Below are 23,968 nucleotides of genomic sequence, written 5' to 3'. Positions count from 1 at the left end.
GCGGAGGGAATATAATGACGGATCAAGTCCGGGTGCGTTACGCACCGAGCCCTACGGGACATTTACATATAGGTAACGCCAGAACGGCGCTGTTTAACTATCTGTTCGCCCGTAATAAAGGCGGTAAATTCATTATCAGAATTGAAGATACAGACGTGAAGCGCAATGTCGCAGGCGGTGAAGAGAGCCAGCTTAAGTATTTGAAATGGCTAGGTATGGATTGGGATGAGAGTGTTGATGTTGGCGGAGAGTACGGACCTTACCGCCAGACTGAACGCCTTGACCTATATCGTGTATATTGGCAGGAATTGCTGGATAAAGGTTTGGCTTACCGCTGTTATTGCACGGAGGAAGAACTGGAAGCGGAACGTGAAGAACAGACTGCACGTGGAGAAACACCTCGTTATTCCGGCAAACACCGTGATTTGACGGAAGAGCAGCGCCTTGCCTTTGAAGCTGAGGGACGAGTAGCTAGCATTCGCTTCCGTGTACCAGAGGATCGTACGTACACGTTCGATGATATCGTAAAAGGTACTATTTCTTTTGATACGAAAGAAATGGGTGATTTTGTTATCGTGAAGAAGGACGGAATTCCGACCTATAACTTTGCGGTAGCTGTTGATGATTATTTGATGGCTATCACCCATGTATTACGTGGGGAAGATCATATTTCCAACACACCACGTCAGCTTATGATCTATGAGGCTCTTGGTTGGAAACCACCAATATTTGGTCATATGACACTGATTGTCGGTGATAACCATAAGAAGCTTAGCAAGCGGGATCAATCTGTAATTACATTTATTGAGCAATATGATGAATTGGGTTACTTGCCTGAGGCTTTGGTTAACTTCATTTCTCTACTGGGCTGGTCACCAGAGGGAGAAGAGGAGATCTTCAGTAAAGAAGAACTTATTTCTATTTTTGATGCGGACCGTTTGTCCAAAAGCCCGGCTGTATTCGATAAGCACAAGTTGGCGCATCTAAATAATCACTATATTAAGCATGCTGATCCTAAACGGATCTCGGCATTAGCGATTCCACATCTGCAAAAAGCGGGGAAAATACCGGCTGAGCTGAATGATGAGCAGCAGGCATGGGCAGAAAGCCTTGTAGCACTGTATCAAGAGCAGATGACCTCTGCCTCCGATATCGTAGAGCTATCTGAACTATTCTTCCGCAGCCATCTGGAGTTAGAAACAGAAGCAGCGCAGGTTCTGGCTGAAAGCCAAGTGCCTGAGGTTTTGTCTGCTTTCCTAGCTAAGGTTGAAGCCTGTCAGGATTTCAGTGCTAGCAACATGGCTGTTCTAATCAAAGAAGTGCAGAAGGAAACAGGGCACAAAGGTAAAGCGCTCTTTATGCCGATACGTGTGGCTTTGACCGGACAAACGCACGGACGTGATCTTAATATAACGATTGCTTTGCTCGGTCAAAACCGAGTGATCGAACGTTTGAAATCACAAATAAAGGGAGCTTAAGGTAGGATTACTTATATCTAAGCCTCTTGTCAGTCCCTTAGCTTTTGCGCTAAGATAGTATCATATGATAATAGCTGTGATCAGGAGAAGTACGTCCATAAAGGCAATTGCCAGAGAGAATAACCGAGAAAGGGAGACCCTTTCGGGCTGAGAGTTATTCATTTGTCGGGGGCAGAACATGCGCCTGTGAGCTGCACGGTTGAACGATCCTTAAGGCTCGTTAGATCGCGCCGGGTACGTCGCCGTTAATGATGCCAAGTGGAACGAAGAACTCTGCCGATGGTAACAAGAGCAGTCTGTTTGATTCGTTCAAGCAGAGTGGAACCGCGGTTAAACGTCTCTGCAGCTTTATGCTGCAGGGGCTTTTTTTGTTTCGAGGTATCTTTTCTAATATAACAAACCAAGCAAACACCGACAGCATATGTATGATAAGAATGATGGATGGGAGACAATACCTTCCTTGTGTACCTGTAAACAGGAGATGGGGGAGTTAAGAAGAGAGGAACCGTGATGTTTAAGCATGTTAAGTCGGACATTCGGGCGGTATTTGATAACGATCCCGCTGCCCGCAGCTGGTTCGAGGTTGTCTTCACATATGCAGGGTTGCACGCCATTTGGGGTCACCGGATTGCCCATTCTTTTTTCAAACGCCGCTGGTATACAATGGCCCGTATGGTCTCACAGTTTAGTAGATTTATGACCGGTGTTGAGATCCATCCCGGAGCTGTCATCGGAAACAGGCTATTTATCGATCATGGTATGGGGATTGTTATTGGAGAAACCTGTGAAATCGGTGATGATGTTATTATCTATCAAGGGGTTACACTCGGGGGAACAGGGAAAGAAAAAGGTAAGCGCCATCCGACAGTTGGCAACAATGTAGTTATTGGTTCTGGTGCGAAGGTATTAGGATCGTTTCGTATCGGCGACAATTCAAATATAGGTTCGAATGCAGTTGTATTGCGTGAAGTGCCGAATAACAGTACGGTAGTAGGAAATCCAGGTCGTGTAGTAAAACGTAACGGTGAACGTGTATCCGATCGCTTGGATCATACCAAGATGCCAGACCCGCTTGTAGATTCACTTCGCTTTCTGCAGAAAGAAATCGAAGAGATCAGAGAGAAGCTTGGCGAAGAAGATAAGCAAAAGACCGCGCAGCGGCTAGTCGAAACTCAGCAGTACATTGGCGATTACGAAATTTAAGCATATCCGGTACTTAAGGAATCGGGACAACAGAAAGGGTTGGAATAGGATGGCTTTACAAATTTACAACACAATGACACGCAGCAAGGAGCAGTTTGTGCCCCAGGAGTCGGGCAAAGTGAAAATGTATGTATGTGGTCCAACCGTTTATGGATATATGCATATCGGAAATGCTAGACCTATTATTGTCTTTGATATGGTCCGGAATTATTTGGAGCAACTCGGTAATGAGGTACGGTATGTTACGAACTTTACAGATGTAGATGATAAACTGATACGCAAAGCAGAAGAAATGAACACTTCAGTAGCTGAGGTTGCTGAAATTTTCATTAATGCTTATCGTGAGGATCTTGAAGGGCTTGGAGTAAAACCGGCAACACTGAATCCGCGGGTAACAGAAAGCATGGAGTTGATCATTGAATTCATTAAAGAGCTTGAGGAAAAAGGATATGCCTACGAGAGTGGTGGCGATGTTTACTACCGTACATCCAAATTTGAAGACTATGGTAAGCTGTCCCGTCAGAACCTAGATGAATTGCAGTTTGGTATTCGCGTGGAGGTAGACTCACGTAAAGAGAAGCCTGAAGATTTTGTGTTGTGGAAAGCAGCAAAACCAGGTGAAGTGTATTGGCAGAGCCCATGGGGAAATGGACGCCCAGGCTGGCATATTGAATGCTCGGCCATGGCAAGAGAGTTCTTGGGGGATACGATCGACATCCACGGGGGTGGACAAGATTTGCAGTTCCCGCATCATGAATGCGAATGCGCTCAGACAGAAGCTCTGACGGGTAAGCCACTCTCTAATTACTGGATGCACAATGGATTTATCAACATCGGTGATGAAAAAATGTCGAAATCATTGGGTAACGGTTGGCTTGTAAAAGATATCCGTGGGCAATTTAAAGCTGGAACCATTCGTTATTTCATGCTATCGACACATTACCGTAATCCGTTGAACTTCTCGGTGGATTCCATGACTTCAGCCGAAAAGAGCGTAGAACGTATCTCACTTGCAGAAAGTAACGTTAAGCATCGTCTTGAACTTGCTGCTGAAGGTGCTCAGGGCGAGGTCAGCTTAGAGATTAATGATAAGTTATCTGCTATTGTGGCCAATTTCCATGCCAGAATGCAGGATGACTTTAATACCCCTGATGCGATCACCGCTATGTTTGATTGGGTGAGTCTTGCCAACCATACCCTTGCAAATAATGAGGCAGCCCCTGCTGATTTTGCTGCGTTGCTGCAAGCTTTTGGGGAAATGAATGCTTTACTACGTTTGACACCTGAGCTTGAAGAAGAAGAGATCGCGAGTGAAGAAGTTGAACGATTGATCGCGGAGCGGGTTGAAGCGCGTAAGAATAAGAATTGGAGCCGGTCCGATGAGATTCGTGATGAATTGGGGCGCTTGGGCATATTGCTTGAGGATACTCCGCAAGGAATGCGGTGGCGGCGTAAATGAGTGAGGAACGCAAGTTTCAGAACGGATGGTTTCCTTACGAGCCTTCCAAACCTGCGCGACTCCTCTCGCCAATTGTGCTTGCCTATGTAGGAGATGCTATTTACGAAGTGTCAGTTCGCCAGTATTTAGTATCTCTTCCGAATTTGCGCCCAAATCATTTGCATCGCTCTGCTACAGGACTTGTATCCGCTAAGGCGCAGAGTGCAATTCTCGGATTTTTGGAGCCAAGTCTCACAGAAGAGGAAAAAGATGTCGCCCGTCAGGGGAGAAATGCTAAATCGGGAAGTATTCCTAAGAATGCAGATGTGCTTGAATACCGTCATGCTACTGCTTTTGAGTGCCTGATTGGTTACTTATACTACACAGGTCAACAGGAGAGAATACAAGAAATTGTGAACAGTGGCATACAGTTTATGTTGAATCAGCCGTGATAAGGCTTTTGCGAAATAAAGAATAGGAGAAGTGAACATGGAAGAGGATTTGAAGACAGAAGAGGAAATATTGGCTGGGAAGCATTCAGTGCTTGAGGCGCTTCGTGCGGGTCGTACATTAAATAAAATATGGATTGCAGAAACGGCTCAGAAGCATCTGACCGCACCAATCGTAGCTGAAGCACGTAAAGCGGGGATTGTCATTCAGCATGTGGACAAGCGTAAGCTGGATCAACTTGCTCCTGGAGTGCAACATCAGGGGGTAGTTGCTCAAGCGGCACCATTTGCCTATGTTGAGGTAGATGATCTGCTGGCTGCAGCTGAAGCCAAAGGAGAGCCCGCATTCCTGATTTTGCTGGATGAGATCGAAGATCCACATAATCTGGGATCTATTCTGCGGACAGCAGATTGTACTGGAGTGCACGGAGTAATCGTACCTAAACGTCGTTCGGCTCAGATTACTGCTACTGTCTCCAAAACATCGGCCGGTGCCGTGGAATATGTTCCGGTTGCGCGGGTCACTAACCTAGGTCAAACCATTGATCGTCTGAAAGAGCAGGGAGTCTGGGTAGTAGGTACGGATGTGGATACAGATCAGAATCTGTTTGGATCCAATATTTTCACAGGACCGGTAGCTGTTATAATCGGTAATGAGAATAAAGGGATGGGACGCCTGATTCGTGAAAAATGTGATGTATTACTTAAGCTGCCGATGGCCGGAAAGATCAATTCATTAAATGCCTCTGTCGCCGCAGGAGTCATTATGTATGAAGTGGTACGCCTTCGGCAACAGCAGGGATAACTATGGCCGACTGGCGCGATGTGCTGCTTGTGGACGGATATAATATGATCGGTGGCTGGCCGGAACTTGCGGCACTGTCCCAGATTGGTATGCAGGAAGCACGAGACCGCTTGATGGATTTGCTGGCCGATTACCAGGCTTACTCAGGACGACGAGTTATTGCTGTGTTTGATGCATACCGCGTTCCAGGATTGGGGCGGTCATTTGTCCAGGGGAAAGTCCAGGTGTTTTTCACCAAGGAAAAAGAAACCGCAGATGAATGCATCGAGCGACTGGTTGGGGAATTTAGCAACCGCCGTCGGCAGATCTATGTTGCGACGAGTGACTTTGTGGAGCAGCATATTATTTTTGCTCAAGGTGCACTGCGGATTTCTGCAAGAGAATTGCATCTAGAAATAGAAGAGAACCAGAAACAAGTGAAAAAGGCTATCGAACCGGGAAGCATCAGTTCTACACGTCATTCTTTGGAAGAAAAACTTCCTCCTGATGTGCGGAGTAAACTGGAAAATTGGCGTAGGCAGTGACAAGAGGAAAGATTTAGGTAATATTTTTATTCCATTTTATGCTATTACAGATTGTTTTTGGACAAATCCGGTTGACGGTGTAAGGTAACATAATATATACTGATCCTATATTTCGCGAAGTAACGATGTGTCTTGCGTTGCAGCCGGGGGGATTCTTGGTGAGTGTCGACCTCAAGGAAATAATGCTATCCGAGTATGATTTCATAAGTGATGAAGATATTGTCGAGGCTTTCCGTGGTGGCGACAGTGGCGCATTAGAACACTTAATTAATAAATACCGTAATTTTGTACGTGCTAAAGCCCGCTCTTATTTCTTGATCGGGGCAGACCGTGAAGATATTGTTCAAGAAGGAATGATTGGTCTATACAAGGCTATTCGTGACTTTAAAGGTGACAAGCTCTCTTCATTCAAGGCTTTTGCTGAGCTCTGCATAACACGTCAAATTATAACCGCTATTAAGACGGCCACTCGTCAGAAGCATATTCCGCTCAATTCATATGTTTCTTTGGACAAGCCCATTTATGATGAAGATTCCGACCGGACGCTTATGGATGTCATTTGTGGAACTCAGGTACTGGATCCAGAAGAGCTAATTATCAATCAAGAAGAATTCATTGGACTTGAAGATAAGATGGCGGAGATTTTAAGTGACCTAGAGCGCAAGGTTCTGATGTTGTATTTAGACGGAAGATCTTATCAGGAAATTGCTGAAGATCTAAAGCGACATGTGAAATCTATTGACAACGCTTTACAACGAGTAAAGCGGAAATTAGAAAGATATCTAGAAGTGCGTGACAATTAATGATATAATGAACACAAGAGGGCTCGTACATCGAGTTCTTTTTTTTAGTCTCATGAAATTGCTTAGATAGAATTAGGAGCTAACACCATAAATTTCTATTTGAGTCGATTTTAGTTGTTGCCGTTGAGGGTAGGTTTATACACAGTCGGAATGCCCCATAATGATAAGAAGACAGCGAAGTGTGAGGAAGAGATAGACCCAAGGACAGGGTACGGCCATATGACTATAACACCCGAAATTACCCAGTGCAGAACGGAATTCTTTCGTTGACACAGACCTTGACATTATGCTAAAGTGTTTTAGGTAGGCCTAAATTCGCGGCTTTTTTTAGGATCAATATTTACGTCTTCTAATTGTATAGTTAGAAGGACGTCTCGGGAGGTGCACATCATGCGGGTAATTATCACTTTGGCTTGTACAAGTTGCAAACAAAGAAACTATGCGACTACCAAAAACAAGCGAAATCACCCCGACCGCATGGAGATGAAGAAATTTTGCAAGTATTGTAACTCGCAAACTCCTCATCGCGAAACCAGATAGTCTGTGGAGGTGTAGTCGGCATGAAACGTAGTTTCAAGTCTATGTTTTCCTTTTTCACTGAGAGCTGGAGTGAACTCAAAAAAGTTCGCTGGCCAAGTCGTAAAGAATTGACCAACTATACATTGATCGTTCTCGGTACAATAGTAGTTGTCGCTATTTACTTCTGGGTTCTGGACATCGGTATTTCCGCTGTGATTGAAGCGATTATTTAGAGAGGTCCCAGGTGGCTTGATATGGAAAAAAGATGGTATGTCGTTCATACCTATTCTGGGTATGAGAATAAGGTCAAAGCCAATTTGGAAAAGCGCGTTGAGTCCATGGGCATGGAAGACAAAATATTCCGCGTTCTTGTTCCTATGGAAGAAGAAATCGTAAACAAAGACGGTAAGAAAAAAACCGTTATGCGTAAAGTTTACCCGGGTTATGTTTTGGTGGAAATGGTTCAGACTGATGATTCCTGGTATGTTGTCCGCAATACTCCGGGCGTTACTGGATTTGTTGGTTCGACAGGCTCAGGGTCTAAACCAACAGCTTTGCTTCCGGAAGAGGTAGAACAAATTCTGAAGCATATGGGCATGGTTGAACCTAAAGCGAAGATTGATTTCGAAATCAAGGAATCCGTACGTATTATGGTTGGTCCGTTTGCGAATTTTGTGGGATCCGTGGAAGAAATTTTGGCTGACAAGAGCAAGATCAAAGTGCATGTGAACATGTTTGGACGGGAAACCCCGCTAGAGTTGGATTTCACTCAAGTGGAGAAAATATAACATAAGCTAAGGGTTTCTTGTGGGAGAGCGCTAATGGCGTTCGAAGACCACTATTTTTGCAAGGAGGTGTCACTCATGGCTAAAAAAGTTATTAAAATGGTGAAACTGCAGATTCCTGCAGGGAAAGCGAATCCAGCGCCTCCAGTAGGTCCGGCGTTAGGTCAAGCAGGTGTCAACATCATGGCATTCTGTAAGGAATTTAATGCTCGTACTGCCGACCAGGCTGGCTTGATCATTCCGGTTGAAATTACAGTATTTGAAGACCGTTCCTTTACGTTCATCACTAAAACTCCTCCGGCTGCTGTTCTGCTTCGCATCGCTGCTAAAGTAGAAAAAGGATCCGGCGAACCAAACAAGAAAAAAGTAGCAAAAATCGGCCGCGCAGCGGTTCGTGAAATTGCTGAAACAAAAATGCCCGACCTTAACGCTGCATCTGTAGAAGCTGCAATGCGTATGGTTGAAGGTACTGCTCGCAGTATGGGTATCACAATCGAAGACTAGTAGTTTTCGAAGAATCGGTCATTCGTGACCCGCAAGTATGTGGGAGGAATTTCCGCTAACACCACAAAGGAGGAACATTTCATGGCTAAACATGGTAAGAAATACCAAGAAGCTGCTAAGCTGATCAACAGCGAAGCAACTTACGAGCCTTCAGAAGCTGTAGAGCTTGTGAAAAAGGCAGCGACTGCAAAATTCGACGAAACCGTTGAAGCAGCAGTTCGTCTGGGTGTAGACCCGCGTAAACAAGACCAAGCAGTTCGTGGTGTTGTTGTCCTGCCTCACGGCACTGGTAAAACACAACGCGTGCTTGTATTTGCAAAAGGTGAAAAAGCGAAAGAGGCAGAAGCTGCTGGCGCGGATTTTGTTGGTGATCAAGACATGATCAACAAAATTCAACAAGGCTGGTTTGAATTTGATGTCTGCGTAGCTACACCTGATATGATGAGTGAAGTCGGTAAACTGGGTCGTTTGCTTGGTGGTAAAGGTCTTATGCCTAACCCTAAAGCTGGCACAGTTACATTCGATGTTACTAAGGCTGTGCAAGAAATCAAAGCCGGTAAAATTGAATATCGTCTTGACAAAGCAGGTCAAATTCACGCGCCAATCGGCAAAGTGTCCTTTGATGCTGCACAATTGAACGATAACCTTAAAGCTCTTATCGACGCTTTGAACCGTGCGAAACCAGCTGCTGCTAAAGGTGTATACCTTAAAGGCATCTCGATTTCTTCCACAATGGGACCTAGCGCTCGTGTGAACACAACCGTCTTCAGATAAATAAAGGTTGACTCTTTGAGTCGATTTTGATAATCTATAACAGTTGTGAAACTTAAGGTATCAATCTTAACCTTGAATATGCTTACCGTAGACAGTAGGTGCCTTAGTGCTTAATTTCCTACCGAGGTGTTGTGATAGAAACAAGAAGTAACGAGCTCGCTCGTATAACTTTCGTTTTATCAAGCCTTCGTGATTCTGCGGAGGCTTTTCTAATGCCTGCGTAGGAGCGGTGATGCTTTCCTTGGAAAGAACGCCAACACATAAATTTTCAGGAGGTGTATACATTGGCAAATGCAAAAGTAATTCAAGCAAAACAGGATGCGGTTGACGTCGTTACTGCGAAACTGCAAAACAGTCTTTCGACTGTTGTAGCGGACTACCGTGGATTGAACGTTTCCCAAGTGACTGAACTGCGTAAGCAACTTCGTGAAGCTGGCGTTGAGTTTCAAGTCCTGAAGAACACATTGCTACGTCGCGCAACTGCTGCGGCTGAGTTGACTGAGTTGGATGAAGTTTTGACTGGTCCAACAGCTATCGCATTCAGCACAACTGATGCAGTGGCTCCAGCTAAAATTTTGAACGATTTCGCCAAGAAAAACGACGCTTTGAAATTGAAAGGCGGCGTAGTTGAAGGACGTGTCATCGACGCGGACCAATTGAAAGCACTGGCTGAGCTTCCATCCCGCGATGGTTTGCTGTCCATGCTGCTTAGCGTACTTCAAGCTCCAATGCGCAACTTCGCGCTTGCAGTTAAAGCTGTTGCTGAAAAAGAAGAACAAAGCGCGTAAGCCTTTGACTCTTGCAGCATAAATCAATATCACAAACAAATTTAAATTATAAATGGAGGTTCAATCATGAGTAAAGAAGCAATCTTGGAAGCAATTAAAGGCATGAGCGTATTGGAACTGAACGACCTGGTTAAAGCAATTGAAGAAGAATTCGGCGTAACAGCAGCAGCTCCAGTAGCAGCTGGCGGTGCGGTAGCAGCAGTAGCTGAAGAGCAATCCGAATTTGACGTAATTTTGACAGGCGCTGGCGCTTCCAAAATCAACGTTATCAAAATCGTTCGCGAAATCACAGGCCTTGGCTTGAAAGAAGCTAAAGACCTTGTAGACAACGCACCAAAAGCAATCAAAGAAAAAGTAAGCAAAGAAGAAGCCGAAGCTACTAAAGCAAAATTGGAAGAAGCAGGCGCAGCTGTAGAAGTGAAGTAATTCCTTCTATACTGAAAACCCCTTGAACTTGTTCAAGGGGTTTATTTTATAAATAGAGTTAGTAGGGTTGTGAATACAAACTATTAACATAAAGGAAAGGGAGGATAGAGATGTCGCAACATTATTATTCGCAGCAACCGGAAGTGCGTCATGACAGACGTACCATCGACACCGTTCTAAGAGGCAAAAGCTTTCGTTTTACGAGCGATGCGGGTGTGTTCTCTAAAGGAGACATTGATTACGGTAGCCGAGTTCTCATTGAAGCTATGATTATTCCGGACGGTTCGGCAGTGCTTGATGTGGGTTGTGGATATGGCCCGATAGGCATAAGTGCAGCATACCTAGCCCCCAAAGGGCAAGTGACGATGATTGATATTAACAGTCGTGCGGTAGAACTTGCGCGTGAGAATGCTCAGCACAATGGAATCCGGAATGTTACGGTAATGGAAAGCGATGTGCTCGGCGCATTGAATGAACAGCAAAAGTTCGATGTGATTCTTACCAATCCTCCGATACGTGCGGGAAAAGCTGTAGTGCATCAGATTTTTGAAGAAGCTTATGAACATTTGAATGAGGGTGGCTTTCTGTGGATTGTAATTCAGAAGAAGCAGGGTGCTCCATCAGCGGTAGCTAAACTTGAAAGCTTGTTCCGGGTAGTGGAAGAAGTGGGCAAAGATAAAGGTTATCGCATTATTAAAGCTCAAAAATAAAATTCAATAGGTTATTGACATGTGATAGTGATAATGGTATTATTATAAAATGTCAGTATTAAGATAGGCTCCATGTCTTTAGTTTGCTGAAAATGTCAAGCGATATATTGTCGCCGGCTAGCGCAAGCCGTACGGCAAGTTTTTTGCGAATTGGTTCTCTATGCTCTGGCGTAGCGAGTGTTACGCGGTAATAGATAATAGCGCATAAACTGTTGCTTGGTGACGTATAATATGTACGTTTTGGGCAAATCTACTGGATAAGGAGTATTTTGGTCATGGATAAGTGCGCTCTTTTTTCGAAGATTTCGATAAGGGCTTTTCTTTTATTTATGACTGAATCCTTGTGGTATGGTTCCATTATACGGTTCCAAACAAGGGTTCGCAATCAATTTTTAAGTGAGTAGACATGAGGGGTGAGTAAAGTTGGCAGGACATCTTGTTCAGTATGGTCGACGCACTCGGCGGAGCTATGCGAGAATTAACGAGGTACTCGAGGTCCCGAACCTGATCGAGATCCAACAAAAATCTTATGATTGGTTTTTGGAGGAAGGATTGCGGGAAATGTTTCAGGACATCTCGCCGATCCAGGATTTCACAGGTAATTTGGTACTAGAGTTCATTGATTACAGCCTGGGTGAACCAAAATATACGGTTGACGACGCTAAAGAGCGGGACGTGACGTATGCGGCTCCTCTGCGTGTAAAGGTGCGGCTCATTAATAAGGAGACCGGTGAGGTCAAAGAGCAGGAAGTGTTCATGGGAGATTTCCCGCTGATGACGGAGACCGGCACTTTTATTATTAACGGTGCGGAACGGGTTATTGTCAGCCAGTTGGTTCGCTCTCCAAGCGTCTATTTCAGCACAAAAGTGGATAAGAACGGCAAAAAAACCTACACCGCCACAGTAATCCCGAACCGCGGAGCCTGGTTGGAACTTGAGACCGACGCTAAGGATATTATGTATGTTCGTATCGATCGGACTCGTAAAATCCCTGTTACCGTACTTTTGCGTGCTCTCGGTTTCGGTAGTGATGCCGAAATTCTGGAATTGCTTGGCAATGATGAATATATTCGCAATACGCTGGATAAAGACAACACGGACTCCACGGAGAAGGCGCTTATTGAAATTTATGAGCGTTTGCGTCCGGGCGAACCGCCGACACTGGACAATGCCAAAAGTTTGCTGGTCGCGCGTTTCTTTGATCCAAAACGCTACGACCTAGCTAATGTAGGCCGTTACAAAATCAATAAAAAGCTACACATTAAGAACCGTCTTTTCAATCAACGTCTTGCTCAGCCTTTGGTTGACGAAGCTACAGGGGAAATCCTGGCAGAGTCCGGTCAAATGGTCGATCGTAGACTGCTTGATGAATTGATTCCATATTTCGAAAAGAATGTTGCCTTTAAAAACTACCGTGTTACTGGCGGAGTTATGGACAGTGAAGATATTCCTCTTCAAACGATTGACGTATTCTCGCCAATTGAAGAAGGTCGGGTTATTAAGCTGATCGCTAACGGTAACATCGACAAGTCTGTTAAGCACATTACTCAAGCTGATATTATATCCTCGATCAGCTACTTTATTAATTTGCTTCACGGAATTGGTAATACCGATGATATAGACCATTTGGGTAACCGTCGCCTGCGTTCTGTAGGTGAACTTCTGCAGAATCAGTTCCGTATCGGTTTGTCCCGTATGGAACGCGTTGTACGTGAAAGAATGTCGATTCAGGATGCTAATGCAATTACGCCTCAAGCTCTGATCAACATTCGTCCAGTTATCGCGTCCATTAAAGAGTTCTTCGGTAGCTCCCAGTTGTCTCAGTTTATGGATCAGACGAACCCGCTTGCGGAACTTACGCATAAACGTCGTCTGTCTGCACTCGGACCCGGTGGTTTGACACGTGAGCGCGCGGGCTTTGAAGTTCGTGACGTCCATCACAGTCACTACGGCCGGATGTGTCCAATTGAAACACCGGAAGGACCGAACATTGGATTGATCAACTCCTTGTCCACCTTTGCTCGCATCAACGAATATGGCTTTATTGAAGCTCCGTATCGTTGGGTAGATCCAAAGACAGGTAAGGTAACTGAACAAATCGATTATCTGACTGCTGATGAGGAAGATAATTATGTAGTTGCTCAGGCTAACGTATTGATCGATGAAGATGGCTCCTTTAAAGAAGACATGGTAATCGTTCGTTACAACAAAGATTCAGATAACATTACAACAATGCCAAGTAATCGTGTCGATTACATGGATGTTTCGCCTAAACAGGTCGTATCTGTCGCTACGGCGCTCATTCCGTTCCTTGAGAACGATGACTCCAACCGCGCTCTGATGGGATCTAACATGCAGCGTCAAGCCGTTCCACTTCTGATTCCTAAAGCTCCGCTGGTCGGAACAGGGATGGAGCATAAATCCGCTAAGGATTCTGGCGTATGTGTTGTTTCTAAGTATGACGGTATTATCGAACGTTCTTCAGCTAATGAAATTTGGCTGCGCCGGGTTGAGACTGTCGAAGGCAAAGAAGTTAAAGGCGATATCGTTAAATATAAATTACACAAATTTATGCGTTCTAACCAAGGTACCTGTATTAACCAACGTCCTCTAGCTAAAAGAGGGGACATTGTTAAGAAGGGTGACATCCTGGCGGATGGTCCTTCCACAGAAATGGGCGAACTTGCTCTTGGTCGCAACGTAGTCGTTGCGTTCATGACTTGGGAAGGTTACAACTACGAGGATGCGATCCTGTTAAGTGAAAAACTAGTTAAGGAAGATGTATACACTTCGATTCATATCGAGGAATACGAATCCGAAGCTCGTGACACTAAACTGGGACCTGAAGAAATCACACGTGATATTCCGAACGTGGGTGAAGAAGCTCTGCGCAATCTTGATGAGCGTGGAATTATCCGTATCGGTGCGGAAATCAGTGCTGGTGACATTCTGGTTGGTAAAGTTACTCCGAAGGGTGTAACTGAATTGACTGCAGAAGAACGTCTCCTACACGCTATCTTTGGTGAGAAGGCTCGTGAAGTACGGGATACCTCTTTACGCGTTCCTCATGGTAGTGATGGTATTATCGTGGACGTTAAAGTATTTACACGTGAGAACGGTGATGAACTGCCTCCTGGCGTAAATCAATTGGTTCGTGTCTACATCGCTCAGAAACGTAAGATCTCTGAAGGTGACAAAATGGCCGGACGTCACGGTAACAAGGGTGTCGTTGCTCGTATCCTGCCAGAAGAAGATATGCCGTTCCTTCCGGACGGTACGCCAGTACAGGTTGTTCTTAACCCACTAGGCGTTCCTTCTCGTATGAACATCGGACAGGTGCTTGAGGTCCATATTGGTATGGCCGCATTGCGTCTGGGTATTCACATTGCAACGCCGGTATTTGACGGAGCGCGTGAGTATGACGTGTTTGATACGATGGAAGAAGCTGGCATGCAACGTAATGGTAAAACTATATTGTACGATGGCCGGACAGGTGAACGCTTCGAACGTGAAGTTACTGTCGGCGTCATGCATATGATCAAACTGGCACACATGGTTGATGATAAGATTCATGCCCGTTCAACAGGTCCTTACTCACTAGTTACGCAACAGCCGCTGGGTGGTAAAGCTCAGTTTGGTGGACAGCGTTTCGGGGAGATGGAAGTGTGGGCGCTTGAAGCTTACGGTGCTGCATATACATTACAAGAAATTTTGACCGTAAAATCCGATGACGTGGTTGGTCGCGTGAAGACGTACGAATCCATCGTCAAAGGTGAAAATGTACCGGAACCAGGCGTTCCTGAGTCGTTCAAGGTATTGATCAAGGAACTGCAGTCCCTGGGTATGGATGTTAAGATCCTTAGCGGAGACGAGCAGGAAATTGAAATGAGAGAATTGGACGATGAGGACGAGACGTCAGGCGACAAGCTAAGCCTCAATTTAGAAGGCGCAGAAGTCGGAGCAGAATAATCACGCTTGGAGCTTTAGAGTTCCATTTTATAAAGGACCGCGCCCTCTTTTGATGTAACAGTCAGGGGAGGGCAAAGCGGTACTAAATCAGGATTAGGTTAAGGAGGGTTGCTCCTTGTTGGACGTTAACAATTTTGAATTTATGAAAATCGGACTCGCTTCTCCGGAGAAGATTCGTTCATGGTCCCGCGGAGAAGTTAAGAAACCGGAAACCATTAACTATCGTACATTGAAACCGGAAAAAGAGGGTCTTTTCTGCGAGCGTATCTTTGGACCGCAAAAAGACTGGGAATGTCATTGTGGTAAATACAAACGTGTCCGTTATAAGGGCGTAGTCTGCGACCGTTGTGGCGTTGAAGTTACTCGTGCTAAAGTTCGTCGTGAACGTATGGGTCACATTGAATTGGCTGCTCCGGTATCTCATATCTGGTACTTCAAAGGTATCCCAAGCCGTATGGGTTTGGCACTAGATATGTCTCCAAGATCACTTGAAGAGATTATTTACTTCGCATCGTATGTTGTAACTGACCCAGGTGAAACACCTCTGGAAAAGAAACAACTTTTGTCCGAGAAAGAATATCGTAGCTACCGTGAAAAATACGGTTACGGATTCCAAGCCGGCATGGGTGCTGAAGCTGTTAAGAAGCTTCTTCAAGATATCGACATCGAAAAAGAGCTGGAATTCCTCAAAGAAGAACTGCGTACGGCCCAAGGCCAACGTCGTAACCGGGCGATCAAACGTCTGGAAGTCATTGAAGCATTCCGTAACTCAGGCAACAAACCTGATTGGATGATCATGGATGTTCTACCGGTTATTCCTCCGGAACTTCGTCCTATGGTTCAATTGGATGGTGGCCGTTTTGCTACGTCTGATTTGAACGATCTTTATCGTCGTGTTATTAACCGGAACAACCGTCTGAAAAGACTGCTTGATCTCGGTGCACCTGACATTATCGTGCAGAACGAGAAACGGATGCTACAGGAAGCTGTCGATGCTCTCATCGATAACGGCCGTAGAGGACGTCCGGTAACGGGTCCTGGTAACCGTCCATTGAAATCGCTCAGCCATATGCTGAAAGGTAAACAAGGACGTTTCCGCCAGAACTTGCTCGGTAAACGGGTTGACTACTCTGGACGTTCCGTTATCGTTGTAGGACCGTACCTCAAGATGTATCAGTGCGGACTTCCTAAGAAAATGGCGCTAGAATTGTTCAAGCCTTTTGTCATGAAAGAATTGGTTAACAAGGGCCTAGCCCACAACATAAAGAGCGCAAAACGTAAAGTTGAGCGTGTAAGTCCTGAAGTATGGGATGTACTTGAAGAAGTAATCAGAGAGCACCCAGTACTTCTAAACCGCGCACCAACACTTCACCGTCTCGGTATCCAAGCTTTTGAACCGATTTTGGTGGAAGGTCATGCTATTCGTCTTCACCCACTCGTATGTACGGCTTATAACGCCGACTTTGACGGTGACCAAATGGCGGTGCACGTTCCTCTGTCAGCAGAAGCTCAAGCGGAAGCACGTATTCTCATGCTTGCATCCGGTAATATCTTGAACCCTAAAGACGGAAAACCGGTTGTAACACCTTCCCAGGATATGGTCCTTGGTACTTTCTACCTGACCATGGACAACAAGGAAGAAAAAGGATCAGGTATGATTCTGCGTACCGTAAACGAAGCTGTATCAGCTTACCAACGCGGAACTGCAGGTCTTCATGCTCGTGTGGCTATTCCAGTTAAAGCACTTGGTAAAACTTGCTTTACGGAAAAACAACAAGGCGCAATGTTGATCACTACGATCGGTAAGATTATCTTTAATGAAATTTACCCAAGTAGTTTCCCTTATATCAATGAAGCGACTAAGACTAACTTGCTGCATGGCACGCCAGAGAAATACTTTATCTATGAAAAAGGCGCAGATATTCGCGAGCTGATTGAATCCGCTCCTGAAGCCAGCGCTGTAGGTAAAGAATATCTGGGTCTGATTATCGCACGTTGTTTTGAAACTTATCATACAACCAAAACCTCTATGATTTTGGATAAAATTAAACAACTCGGCTTTACTTACTCCACACGTTCCGGTGTTACCGTTGCTGTGTCGGATGTTATCGTGCCTGAGGAGAAAGTTACGATCTTGAAAGAGTCCGAAGCTAAGGTAGATGTGGTTGCTAACCAATATCGCCGTGGTCTGATCACTAATGACGAACGGTACGACCGTGTTATTGAGATCTGGTCGAAGACGAAGGATGATCTTACAAACATCCTGCTTAAATCGATGGACCGTTTCAACTCTATCATGCTCATGGTTGACTCCAAAGCGCGGGGTAACAAATCGCAGATCACTCAGCTGGGTGGTATGCGTGGTCTGATGGCAACACCTTCGGGTCGGATTTTCGAATTGCCAATTAAAGCGAACTTCCGTGAAGGTCTTACGGTCTTGGAGTACTTTATCTCCACTCACGGAGCGCGTAAAGGTCTTGCCGATACCGCACTTCGTACTGCTGACTCCGGTTACTTGACTCGTCGTCTCGTTGACGTAGCTCAGGACGTTATCGTTCGTGAAGAAGATTGTGGAACAGATAAAGGATTTACAGTTAGTCGTATTCAGGATGGTAAAGAGGTTATTGAGGATCTGTATGACCGTATTGAAGGTCGTTACTGCTTCGAGACTGTTCGTCATCCAGAAACAGGCGAAATCATTGTTCACCGCAACGATTTGATTGACTCCGATAAAGCGGAAGCAATCGTAGAAGCTGGTGTAACTAAGCTGCAAATCCGCTCTGTACTAAGCTGCCGTGCTCGTCATGGTGTTTGTAAGAAATGTTACGGTCGTAACTTGGCAACTGGTAAACACGTTGAGATCGGTGAAGCGGTTGGTATTATCGCTGCACAATCTATCGGTGAACCAGGAACCCAGCTTACAATGCGTACGTTCCATACCGGCGGTGTTGCCGGTGATGACATCACGCAAGGTTTGCCACGTATTCAGGAGTTGTTTGAAGCTCGTAACCCTAAAGGTCAAGCTACAATCAGTGAGATCGATGGTGTAATCAAGGAAATCCGTGAAACTAAGGATCGTCGCGAAATCGAGGTTCAAGGTGAAGCAGAATCTAAGACTTATTCCATTACTTATGGTTCACGTCTACGTGTCAGCGAAGGCCAAGAGATTGAAGCCGGCGATGAGTTGACAGACGGTTCGATTGACCCTAAAGAAATGCTGCGAATCAAAGGGATCCGTGGGGTACAAAACTACATTCTGCAAGAAGTTCAGCGTGTATATCGTAACCAGGGCGTTGAGATCAATGATAAGCACATTGAAGTTATGATCAAGCAAATGCTTCGTAAGATCCGTATCATTGACGCGGGTGACACAAGTCTGTTACCGGGCGCATTTGCGGATATTCATGAATACGAAGCTGCTAACAAGGAAGCCATCTTGTCAGGTAAAGAGCCTGCAGTTGCTAAACCGGTCCTACTCGGTATTACCAAGGCATCTCTTGAGACAGATTCCTTCTTGTCAGCTGCATCTTTCCAAGAAACTACTCGTGTCTTAACAGATGCTGCTATCAAAGGCAAAGTAGATAAGTTGCTTGGACTTAAAGAAAATGTTATTATCGGTAAGTTGATTCCTGCAGGTACTGGTATGAATCGTTACCGTAATGTTAAACTAAGTGATCCAAATGCAGAAAGCGCGCTTGACTCTTTAGAGCCGGTTCCTGCTGAATAAATTAGCAATCACGGTAGTGTACTCGTGTCATACCTATTCATAGGTGTGACACGAATATCTGCTGTGTATAATAATCATAAGAATTATTGCTGAATTTCTTGACACCATCTATTGATAATGCTAAAATGTCTAAGGTGCGTGAGTAGCCATGTTATCCTTGTTCATTGGAGGTAATGATTATGACTGATGATAGAGGACTACTGGATGCTCAGGTCAAGATCGGTACCAAACAAACCGTCAAGGCGGTAGAGTTGGGCCAAGCTGCAGAAGTCTATGTGGCAGAGGACGGAGATCAAAGGCTTACTTCCAGGATAGTTATGCTTTGTAACAAACAAGGTGTTAAGATCACATATGTGGATACGATGCTAAATTTGGGCAAGGCCTGCGGAATAGAAGTTGGCGCTGCGATGGCAGCCGTCTTAAAACAATAGCTACGGAAATGTTTTTGTACTGGGATGAACTCCAGAGGCAAGAACTTTTCATTTGTCTTTTTATGAACCGCCTGGGTCTGTGGGCTTAGAGTTCTTAAATCGGCTATCATTTCAGGAAGGGGGTGGCAACAACATGCCAACAATTAACCAATTGGTTCGTAAGGGCCGTCAAGCCAAAATCGAAAAATCTAAATCTCCCGCTCTTCAAAAAGGGTATAACGCCCTCAAGCGTGAGGCTACAAATTTGAGCGCTCCGCAAAAACGCGGTGTGTGCACTCGTGTTGGTACTATGACTCCACGTAAACCAAACTCAGCGCTTCGTAAATATGCCCGTGTTCGTTTGACGAACCGTCTCGAGGTAACAGCTTATATCCCGGGTATCGGACATAACTTACAAGAGCACAGTGTTGTATTACTTCGCGGAGGTAAAGTAAAGGACCTTGCAGGGGTTCGTTACCATATCGTTCGTGGTGCATTGGATACAGCAGGTGTAGCTAACCGGATGCAAGCTCGTTCTAAATACGGTGCTAAACGTCCTAAAGCTAAGAAATAAGAAAAAGTACTAGAATAATAAACATTTAAGAAAGGGGGATATCCATGCCACGCAAAGGTCCAGTTACTAAGAGAGACGTATTGCCAGATCCGTTGTATAATAGCAAGTTGGTTACTCGTTTGATTAACCGCATTATGCTGGGTGGTAAAAGAGGTGTCGCTCAAAGCATTCTGTACAATTCATTCAAATTGATTGAAGAACGTACGGGTAAAGATCCGATGGAAGTTTTCGAAGCTGCCATCAAGAATATCATGCCGGTTTTGGAAGTCAAAGCTCGTCGTGTCGGTGGTGCTAACTATCAAGTACCTATCGAGGTTAAACCAGAGAGACGTACTGCTCTGGGATTACGTTGGCTCGTAAACTACTCTCGCAACCGCGGTGAGAAGACGATGGAAGAGCGTTTGGCGGCTGAGATCATCGACGCTTCCAACAACACAGGCGCTTCTGTTAAGAAACGCGAAGATACACACAAAATGGCTGAAGCAAACAAAGCGTTCGCTCACTACCGTTGGTAGGATTAAGGTCATTCAAATAACTTATATTTTGAAGGGAGATCCATTTCATGGCTAGAGAGTTCTCCTTAAAAAATACACGTAATATCGGGATCATGGCGCATATTGATGCTGGTAAAACAACTACCACAGAGCGGATTCTTTTCTATACAGGCCGTACGCACAAAATCGGTGAAGTTCACGAGGGTGCTGCTACAATGGACTGGATGGAGCAAGAACAAGAGCGCGGAATCACGATTACGTCCGCTGCTACGACTGCTGCGTGGAAAGGTCACCGCATCAATATCATTGATACCCCAGGACACGTTGACTTCACTGTTGAAGTTGAACGTTCCCTGCGTGTATTGGATGGGGCAGTAGGTGTATTTAGTGCAAAAGAGGGCGTTGAGCCTCAGTCTGAAACCGTATGGAGACAGGCTGACCGTTATAACGTTCCACGTATTGCATATGTGAACAAAATGGACATTATCGGTGCGGACTTCCTTAACGTAATCGAAACTATGCGTGATCGCCTTCAAGCCAATGCAGTTGCTATTCAATTGCCAATTGGTGCAGAAAGTGATTTCACTGGTATTATCGACCTTGTTGAGCAAAAAGCACACATGTTCAGAGATGATCTAGGCCAAAACATCGAAGTAACGGATATTCCGGAAGAATATTTGGCCAAAGTTGAGGAGCTGCGTCTCGAGTTGATCGAGAAAGTTGCTGAACTTGATGAAGATCTGACTATGAAGTACCTGGAAGGCGAAGAAATTACAGTTCCGGAAATTAAAGCTGCACTGCGCAAAGGCGTAGTTGAAGTTAAATTGTTCCCTGTAATTGTTGGATCCTCCTACCGTAACAAAGGGATTCAGCTTATGCTGGATGCTGTTGTTGATTACTTGCCATCTCCTCTTGACGTTCCAGCTATCACTGGACATCTTGATGATGGAACTGAAGCAGTTCGTCATTCTTCGGATGAAGAACCGTTTGCAGCTTTGGCATTTAAAATCATGACTGACCCTTATGTAGGTAAACTTACGTTCTTCCGTGTTTACTCTGGTGTTCTAGAGTCCGGATCTTATGTAGTTAATGCTACTAAGAACAAGCGTGAACGTATTGGTCGTATCCTTCAAATGCATGCTAACAGCCGTCAAGAGATTTCCATCGTGTATTCTGGCGACATCGCTGCAGCAGTTGGTTTGAAAGACACCAGTACAGGTGATACACTGTGTGATGAGAAGCATCCAGTAATTCTGGAATCAATGAACTTCCCTGATCCAGTTATCGAAATCGCTGTTGAACCAAAAACAAAAGCTGACCAAGATAAATTGGGCGTTGCTCTCGGTAAGTTGACTGAAGAGGATCCAACTCTTCGTGCTCATACTGATGAAGAAACAGGCCAAACTATCCTGGCTGGTATGGGTGAACTTCACTTGGACATCATCATCGACCGTATGCGTCGTGAGTTCAAAGTAGAAACCAATGTGGGTAAACCACAGGTTGCTTACCGCGAAACGTTCAAGGCACCTGCTCGCGTCGAAGGTAAATTTGTACGCCAATCTGGTGGTCGTGGTCAATACGGTCACGTATGGGTTGAATTTGAACCCCTCGAGCCAGGTACTGGTAGCAAATTCGAAAGTAAAGTTGTCGGTGGCTCGGTTCCTAGAGAGTACATCGCTCCTGCACTTGCGGGTATCGAAGAACAAATGAAAAACGGCGTACTTGCAGGCTTCCCGCTTGTAGACGTTAAAGCTACCATCGTTGATGGTTCTTACCATGATGTCGATTCCAACGAAATGGCATTTAAAATTGCCGGCTCGATGGCACTTAAAGCAGCTAAAGACAAGTGTAAACCTGTCCTGCTTGAGCCAATCATGAAAGTAGAAGTAACTGTTCCTGAGGAATATATGGGTGATGTTATGGGTATGCTGAACTCCCGCCGTGGCCGTATCGAAGGTATGGATTCCCGTGGTGGAGCGCAAATTATCCGTGCTAAGGTGCCTCTTTCCGAAATGTTCGGATACTCTACAACTCTTCGTTCTGGTACTCAAGGACGTGGCGTATTCTCAATGGAGCTTTCTCACTATGAAGAAGTTCCTAAATCCATTGCGGAAGAGATCGCTGCTAAGAACAAAGGCGGAGAATAATTACTAGTTTTAACTTGCCGTCCGAGTATAACTACTCAGTCATCTAAGATAAACATACATGCGGGCGGCTCAAAATATAAGGAACCCCACATTAAGGAGGAACTGTTCAAATGGCAAAGGCAAAGTTTGAACGTAACAAACCGCACGTTAACATCGGTACTATTGGTCACGTCGACCATGGTAAAACGACTCTGACAGCTGCAATCACTACTGTATTGTCCAAAACTTACGGTGGCGCAGCTATCGCATTCGATCAAATCGACAAAGCTCCTGAAGAGCGCGAACGTGGTATCACAATCTCCACTTCCCACGTTGAATATGAAACTCCTAACCGTCACTACGCTCACGTAGACTGCCCTGGTCACGCCGACTATGTTAAAAACATGATCACAGGCGCAGCGCAAATGGACGGAGCTATCCTGGTTGTATCCGCAGCTGATGGCCCTATGCCACAAACTCGCGAGCACATCCTGTTGTCCCGTCAAGTAGGTGTTCCATACATCGTTGTATTCTTGAACAAATGCGACATGGTTGAAGACGAAGAGTTGTTGGAATTGGTTGAAATGGAAGTTCGTGACTTGCTGAGCGAGTATGACTTCCCAGGCGACGACACTCCAATCATTCGTGGTTCTGCTCGTGAAGCTCTTCAAAACCCAGAAGGCGAATATGCTAAGAAGATTGTTGAAATGTTCGAAACAATCGACGAGTACATTCCACTTCCAGAGCGTCAAACTGACAAACCATTCTTGATGCCTGTCGAAGATGTATTCTCCATCACTGGCCGCGGTACTGTGGCAACTGGTCGCGTAGAACGCGGAACAGTTAAAGTCGGAGAAGAAATCGAAATCGTTGGTATTCACGAAGAAACTAAGAAATCCGTAGTTACGGGCGTAGAAATGTTCCGTAAATTGCTGGATTCCGCTCAAGCGGGCGACAACATCGGAGCTTTGCTTCGTGGTGTAGACCGTACGATGATCGAGCGTGGCCAAGTATTGGCTAAACCGAACTCTGTTAAACCACACACTGAGTTCACTGCTCAAATCTACGTTTTGACTAAAGAAGAAGGCGGACGTCACAAACCATTCTTCACTGGTTACCGTCCACAGTTCTACTTCCGTACAACTGACGTAACTGGTATCATCAACTTGCCAGAAGGTACTGAAATGGTTATGCCTGGTGACAACATCACTGTAACTGTTGCCCTGATCTCCCCTATCGCTATTGAAGAAGGTACTAAATTCTCCATTCGCGAAGGTGGACGTACAGTTGGAGCAGGTAGCGTAGCTTCCATCCAAAAATAAATTCGTTTCTATCTGCGGGTAGACTCTGAATCATAGTGCCCCGGATTCTTCTTGCGGAGAATCCGGGGCTTTTTGTATTTTTTTAGAAGCAATTGTTTATGCTTCGACATTTAATGATAAATAAAACAGATAATATGTGT

At 45.2% G+C, this 23,968-nt stretch carries 22 protein-coding genes and 1 other annotated feature; all 22 genes read left to right on the top strand.

The window, feature by feature from the left end; genetic code table 11:
* Positions 1 to 14 precede the first annotated feature (14 nt).
* The 22 genes from gltX (at position 15) to tuf (ending at position 23,828) form a co-directional block, all read left to right on the top strand.
* Positions 15 to 1,478, top strand: coding sequence for a glutamate--tRNA ligase (gltX, locus tag QNH28_RS26930; RefSeq protein ID WP_283909235.1), 1,464 nt, complete (start codon positions 15 to 17; stop codon positions 1,476 to 1,478).
* A 510-nt stretch (positions 1,479 to 1,988) separates the two neighbouring features.
* Positions 1,989 to 2,681: a serine O-acetyltransferase gene (gene cysE / locus QNH28_RS26925; RefSeq protein WP_283909234.1), complete on the top strand. Its 693-nt coding sequence runs from the start codon at positions 1,989 to 1,991 to the stop codon at positions 2,679 to 2,681.
* 49 nt (positions 2,682 to 2,730) lie between these two features.
* Positions 2,731 to 4,140 (top strand): cysteine--tRNA ligase, encoded by a 1,410-nt coding sequence (gene cysS / locus QNH28_RS26920; protein WP_283909233.1) that lies wholly within the window; start codon positions 2,731 to 2,733, stop codon positions 4,138 to 4,140.
* Positions 4,137 to 4,571 (top strand): Mini-ribonuclease 3, encoded by a 435-nt coding sequence (locus QNH28_RS26915; RefSeq protein WP_283909232.1) that lies wholly within the window; start codon positions 4,137 to 4,139, stop codon positions 4,569 to 4,571. The genes cysS and QNH28_RS26915 overlap by 4 nt, the downstream gene beginning before the upstream one ends.
* A gap of 37 nt (positions 4,572 to 4,608) precedes the next feature.
* A complete protein-coding gene (rlmB, locus tag QNH28_RS26910) occupies positions 4,609 to 5,373 on the top strand; it encodes a 23S rRNA (guanosine(2251)-2'-O)-methyltransferase RlmB (protein WP_283909231.1) in 765 nt (254 codons plus the stop codon).
* A 2-nt stretch (positions 5,374 to 5,375) separates the two neighbouring features.
* Positions 5,376 to 5,897, top strand: coding sequence for an NYN domain-containing protein (locus tag QNH28_RS26905; RefSeq protein ID WP_283909230.1), 522 nt, complete (start codon positions 5,376 to 5,378; stop codon positions 5,895 to 5,897).
* A gap of 158 nt (positions 5,898 to 6,055) precedes the next feature.
* Positions 6,056 to 6,700, top strand: a complete 645-nt coding sequence (gene sigH, locus QNH28_RS26900; RefSeq protein ID WP_036680496.1) for an RNA polymerase sporulation sigma factor SigH — start codon at positions 6,056 to 6,058, stop codon at positions 6,698 to 6,700.
* A gap of 390 nt (positions 6,701 to 7,090) precedes the next feature.
* Entirely contained in the window at positions 7,091 to 7,240 is a 150-nt protein-coding gene (gene rpmG / locus QNH28_RS26895) for a 50S ribosomal protein L33 (RefSeq protein WP_076099620.1), read from the top strand.
* A 20-nt stretch (positions 7,241 to 7,260) separates the two neighbouring features.
* Positions 7,261 to 7,452, top strand: a complete 192-nt coding sequence (gene secE / locus QNH28_RS26890) for a preprotein translocase subunit SecE (RefSeq protein WP_036680497.1) — start codon at positions 7,261 to 7,263, stop codon at positions 7,450 to 7,452.
* 21 nt (positions 7,453 to 7,473) lie between these two features.
* A complete protein-coding gene (gene nusG / locus QNH28_RS26885) occupies positions 7,474 to 8,007 on the top strand; it encodes a transcription termination/antitermination protein NusG (protein WP_036680499.1) in 534 nt (177 codons plus the stop codon).
* 75 nt (positions 8,008 to 8,082) lie between these two features.
* Positions 8,083 to 8,508, top strand: a complete 426-nt coding sequence (gene rplK, locus QNH28_RS26880; RefSeq protein WP_042131235.1) for a 50S ribosomal protein L11 — start codon at positions 8,083 to 8,085, stop codon at positions 8,506 to 8,508.
* 81 nt (positions 8,509 to 8,589) lie between these two features.
* Positions 8,590 to 9,282, top strand: a complete 693-nt coding sequence (rplA, locus tag QNH28_RS26875) for a 50S ribosomal protein L1 (protein ID WP_283909229.1) — start codon at positions 8,590 to 8,592, stop codon at positions 9,280 to 9,282.
* Between the two features lie 67 nt (positions 9,283 to 9,349).
* Positions 9,350 to 9,502 (top strand) — a sequence feature (ribosomal protein L10 leader region).
* A 64-nt stretch (positions 9,503 to 9,566) separates the two neighbouring features.
* The gene (gene rplJ / locus QNH28_RS26870; protein WP_042192187.1) at positions 9,567 to 10,070 is read left to right on the top strand and encodes a 50S ribosomal protein L10; all 504 of its coding nucleotides are present in this window, start codon (positions 9,567 to 9,569) and stop codon (positions 10,068 to 10,070) included.
* A gap of 66 nt (positions 10,071 to 10,136) precedes the next feature.
* Positions 10,137 to 10,496 (top strand): 50S ribosomal protein L7/L12, encoded by a 360-nt coding sequence (gene rplL / locus QNH28_RS26865; RefSeq protein ID WP_042131233.1) that lies wholly within the window; start codon positions 10,137 to 10,139, stop codon positions 10,494 to 10,496.
* Positions 10,497 to 10,606: 110 nt separating this feature from the next.
* A complete protein-coding gene (locus QNH28_RS26860; RefSeq protein ID WP_283909228.1) occupies positions 10,607 to 11,206 on the top strand; it encodes a class I SAM-dependent methyltransferase in 600 nt (199 codons plus the stop codon).
* Between the two features lie 423 nt (positions 11,207 to 11,629).
* Positions 11,630 to 15,175, top strand: a complete 3,546-nt coding sequence (rpoB, locus tag QNH28_RS26855) for a DNA-directed RNA polymerase subunit beta (protein ID WP_283909227.1) — start codon at positions 11,630 to 11,632, stop codon at positions 15,173 to 15,175.
* Between the two features lie 115 nt (positions 15,176 to 15,290).
* The gene (gene rpoC / locus QNH28_RS26850; protein ID WP_283909226.1) at positions 15,291 to 18,902 is read left to right on the top strand and encodes a DNA-directed RNA polymerase subunit beta'; all 3,612 of its coding nucleotides are present in this window, start codon (positions 15,291 to 15,293) and stop codon (positions 18,900 to 18,902) included.
* A gap of 179 nt (positions 18,903 to 19,081) precedes the next feature.
* Positions 19,082 to 19,333 (top strand): ribosomal L7Ae/L30e/S12e/Gadd45 family protein, encoded by a 252-nt coding sequence (locus QNH28_RS26845; protein WP_283909225.1) that lies wholly within the window; start codon positions 19,082 to 19,084, stop codon positions 19,331 to 19,333.
* A gap of 133 nt (positions 19,334 to 19,466) precedes the next feature.
* Positions 19,467 to 19,886, top strand: a complete 420-nt coding sequence (gene rpsL / locus QNH28_RS26840) for a 30S ribosomal protein S12 (RefSeq protein WP_036680518.1) — start codon at positions 19,467 to 19,469, stop codon at positions 19,884 to 19,886.
* 44 nt (positions 19,887 to 19,930) lie between these two features.
* A complete protein-coding gene (rpsG, locus tag QNH28_RS26835; protein WP_036680520.1) occupies positions 19,931 to 20,401 on the top strand; it encodes a 30S ribosomal protein S7 in 471 nt (156 codons plus the stop codon).
* 47 nt (positions 20,402 to 20,448) lie between these two features.
* Positions 20,449 to 22,527 (top strand): elongation factor G, encoded by a 2,079-nt coding sequence (fusA, locus tag QNH28_RS26830; protein ID WP_283909224.1) that lies wholly within the window; start codon positions 20,449 to 20,451, stop codon positions 22,525 to 22,527.
* Between the two features lie 110 nt (positions 22,528 to 22,637).
* Positions 22,638 to 23,828, top strand: a complete 1,191-nt coding sequence (gene tuf, locus QNH28_RS26825) for an elongation factor Tu (protein ID WP_042192178.1) — start codon at positions 22,638 to 22,640, stop codon at positions 23,826 to 23,828.
* Positions 23,829 to 23,968 lie beyond the last annotated feature (140 nt).

This window comes from Paenibacillus sp. G2S3, assembly GCF_030123105.1.
Lineage (GTDB): Bacteria > Bacillota > Bacilli > Paenibacillales > Paenibacillaceae > Paenibacillus_AQ.
This window is presented reverse-complemented; position numbering and strand designations above follow the sequence as displayed.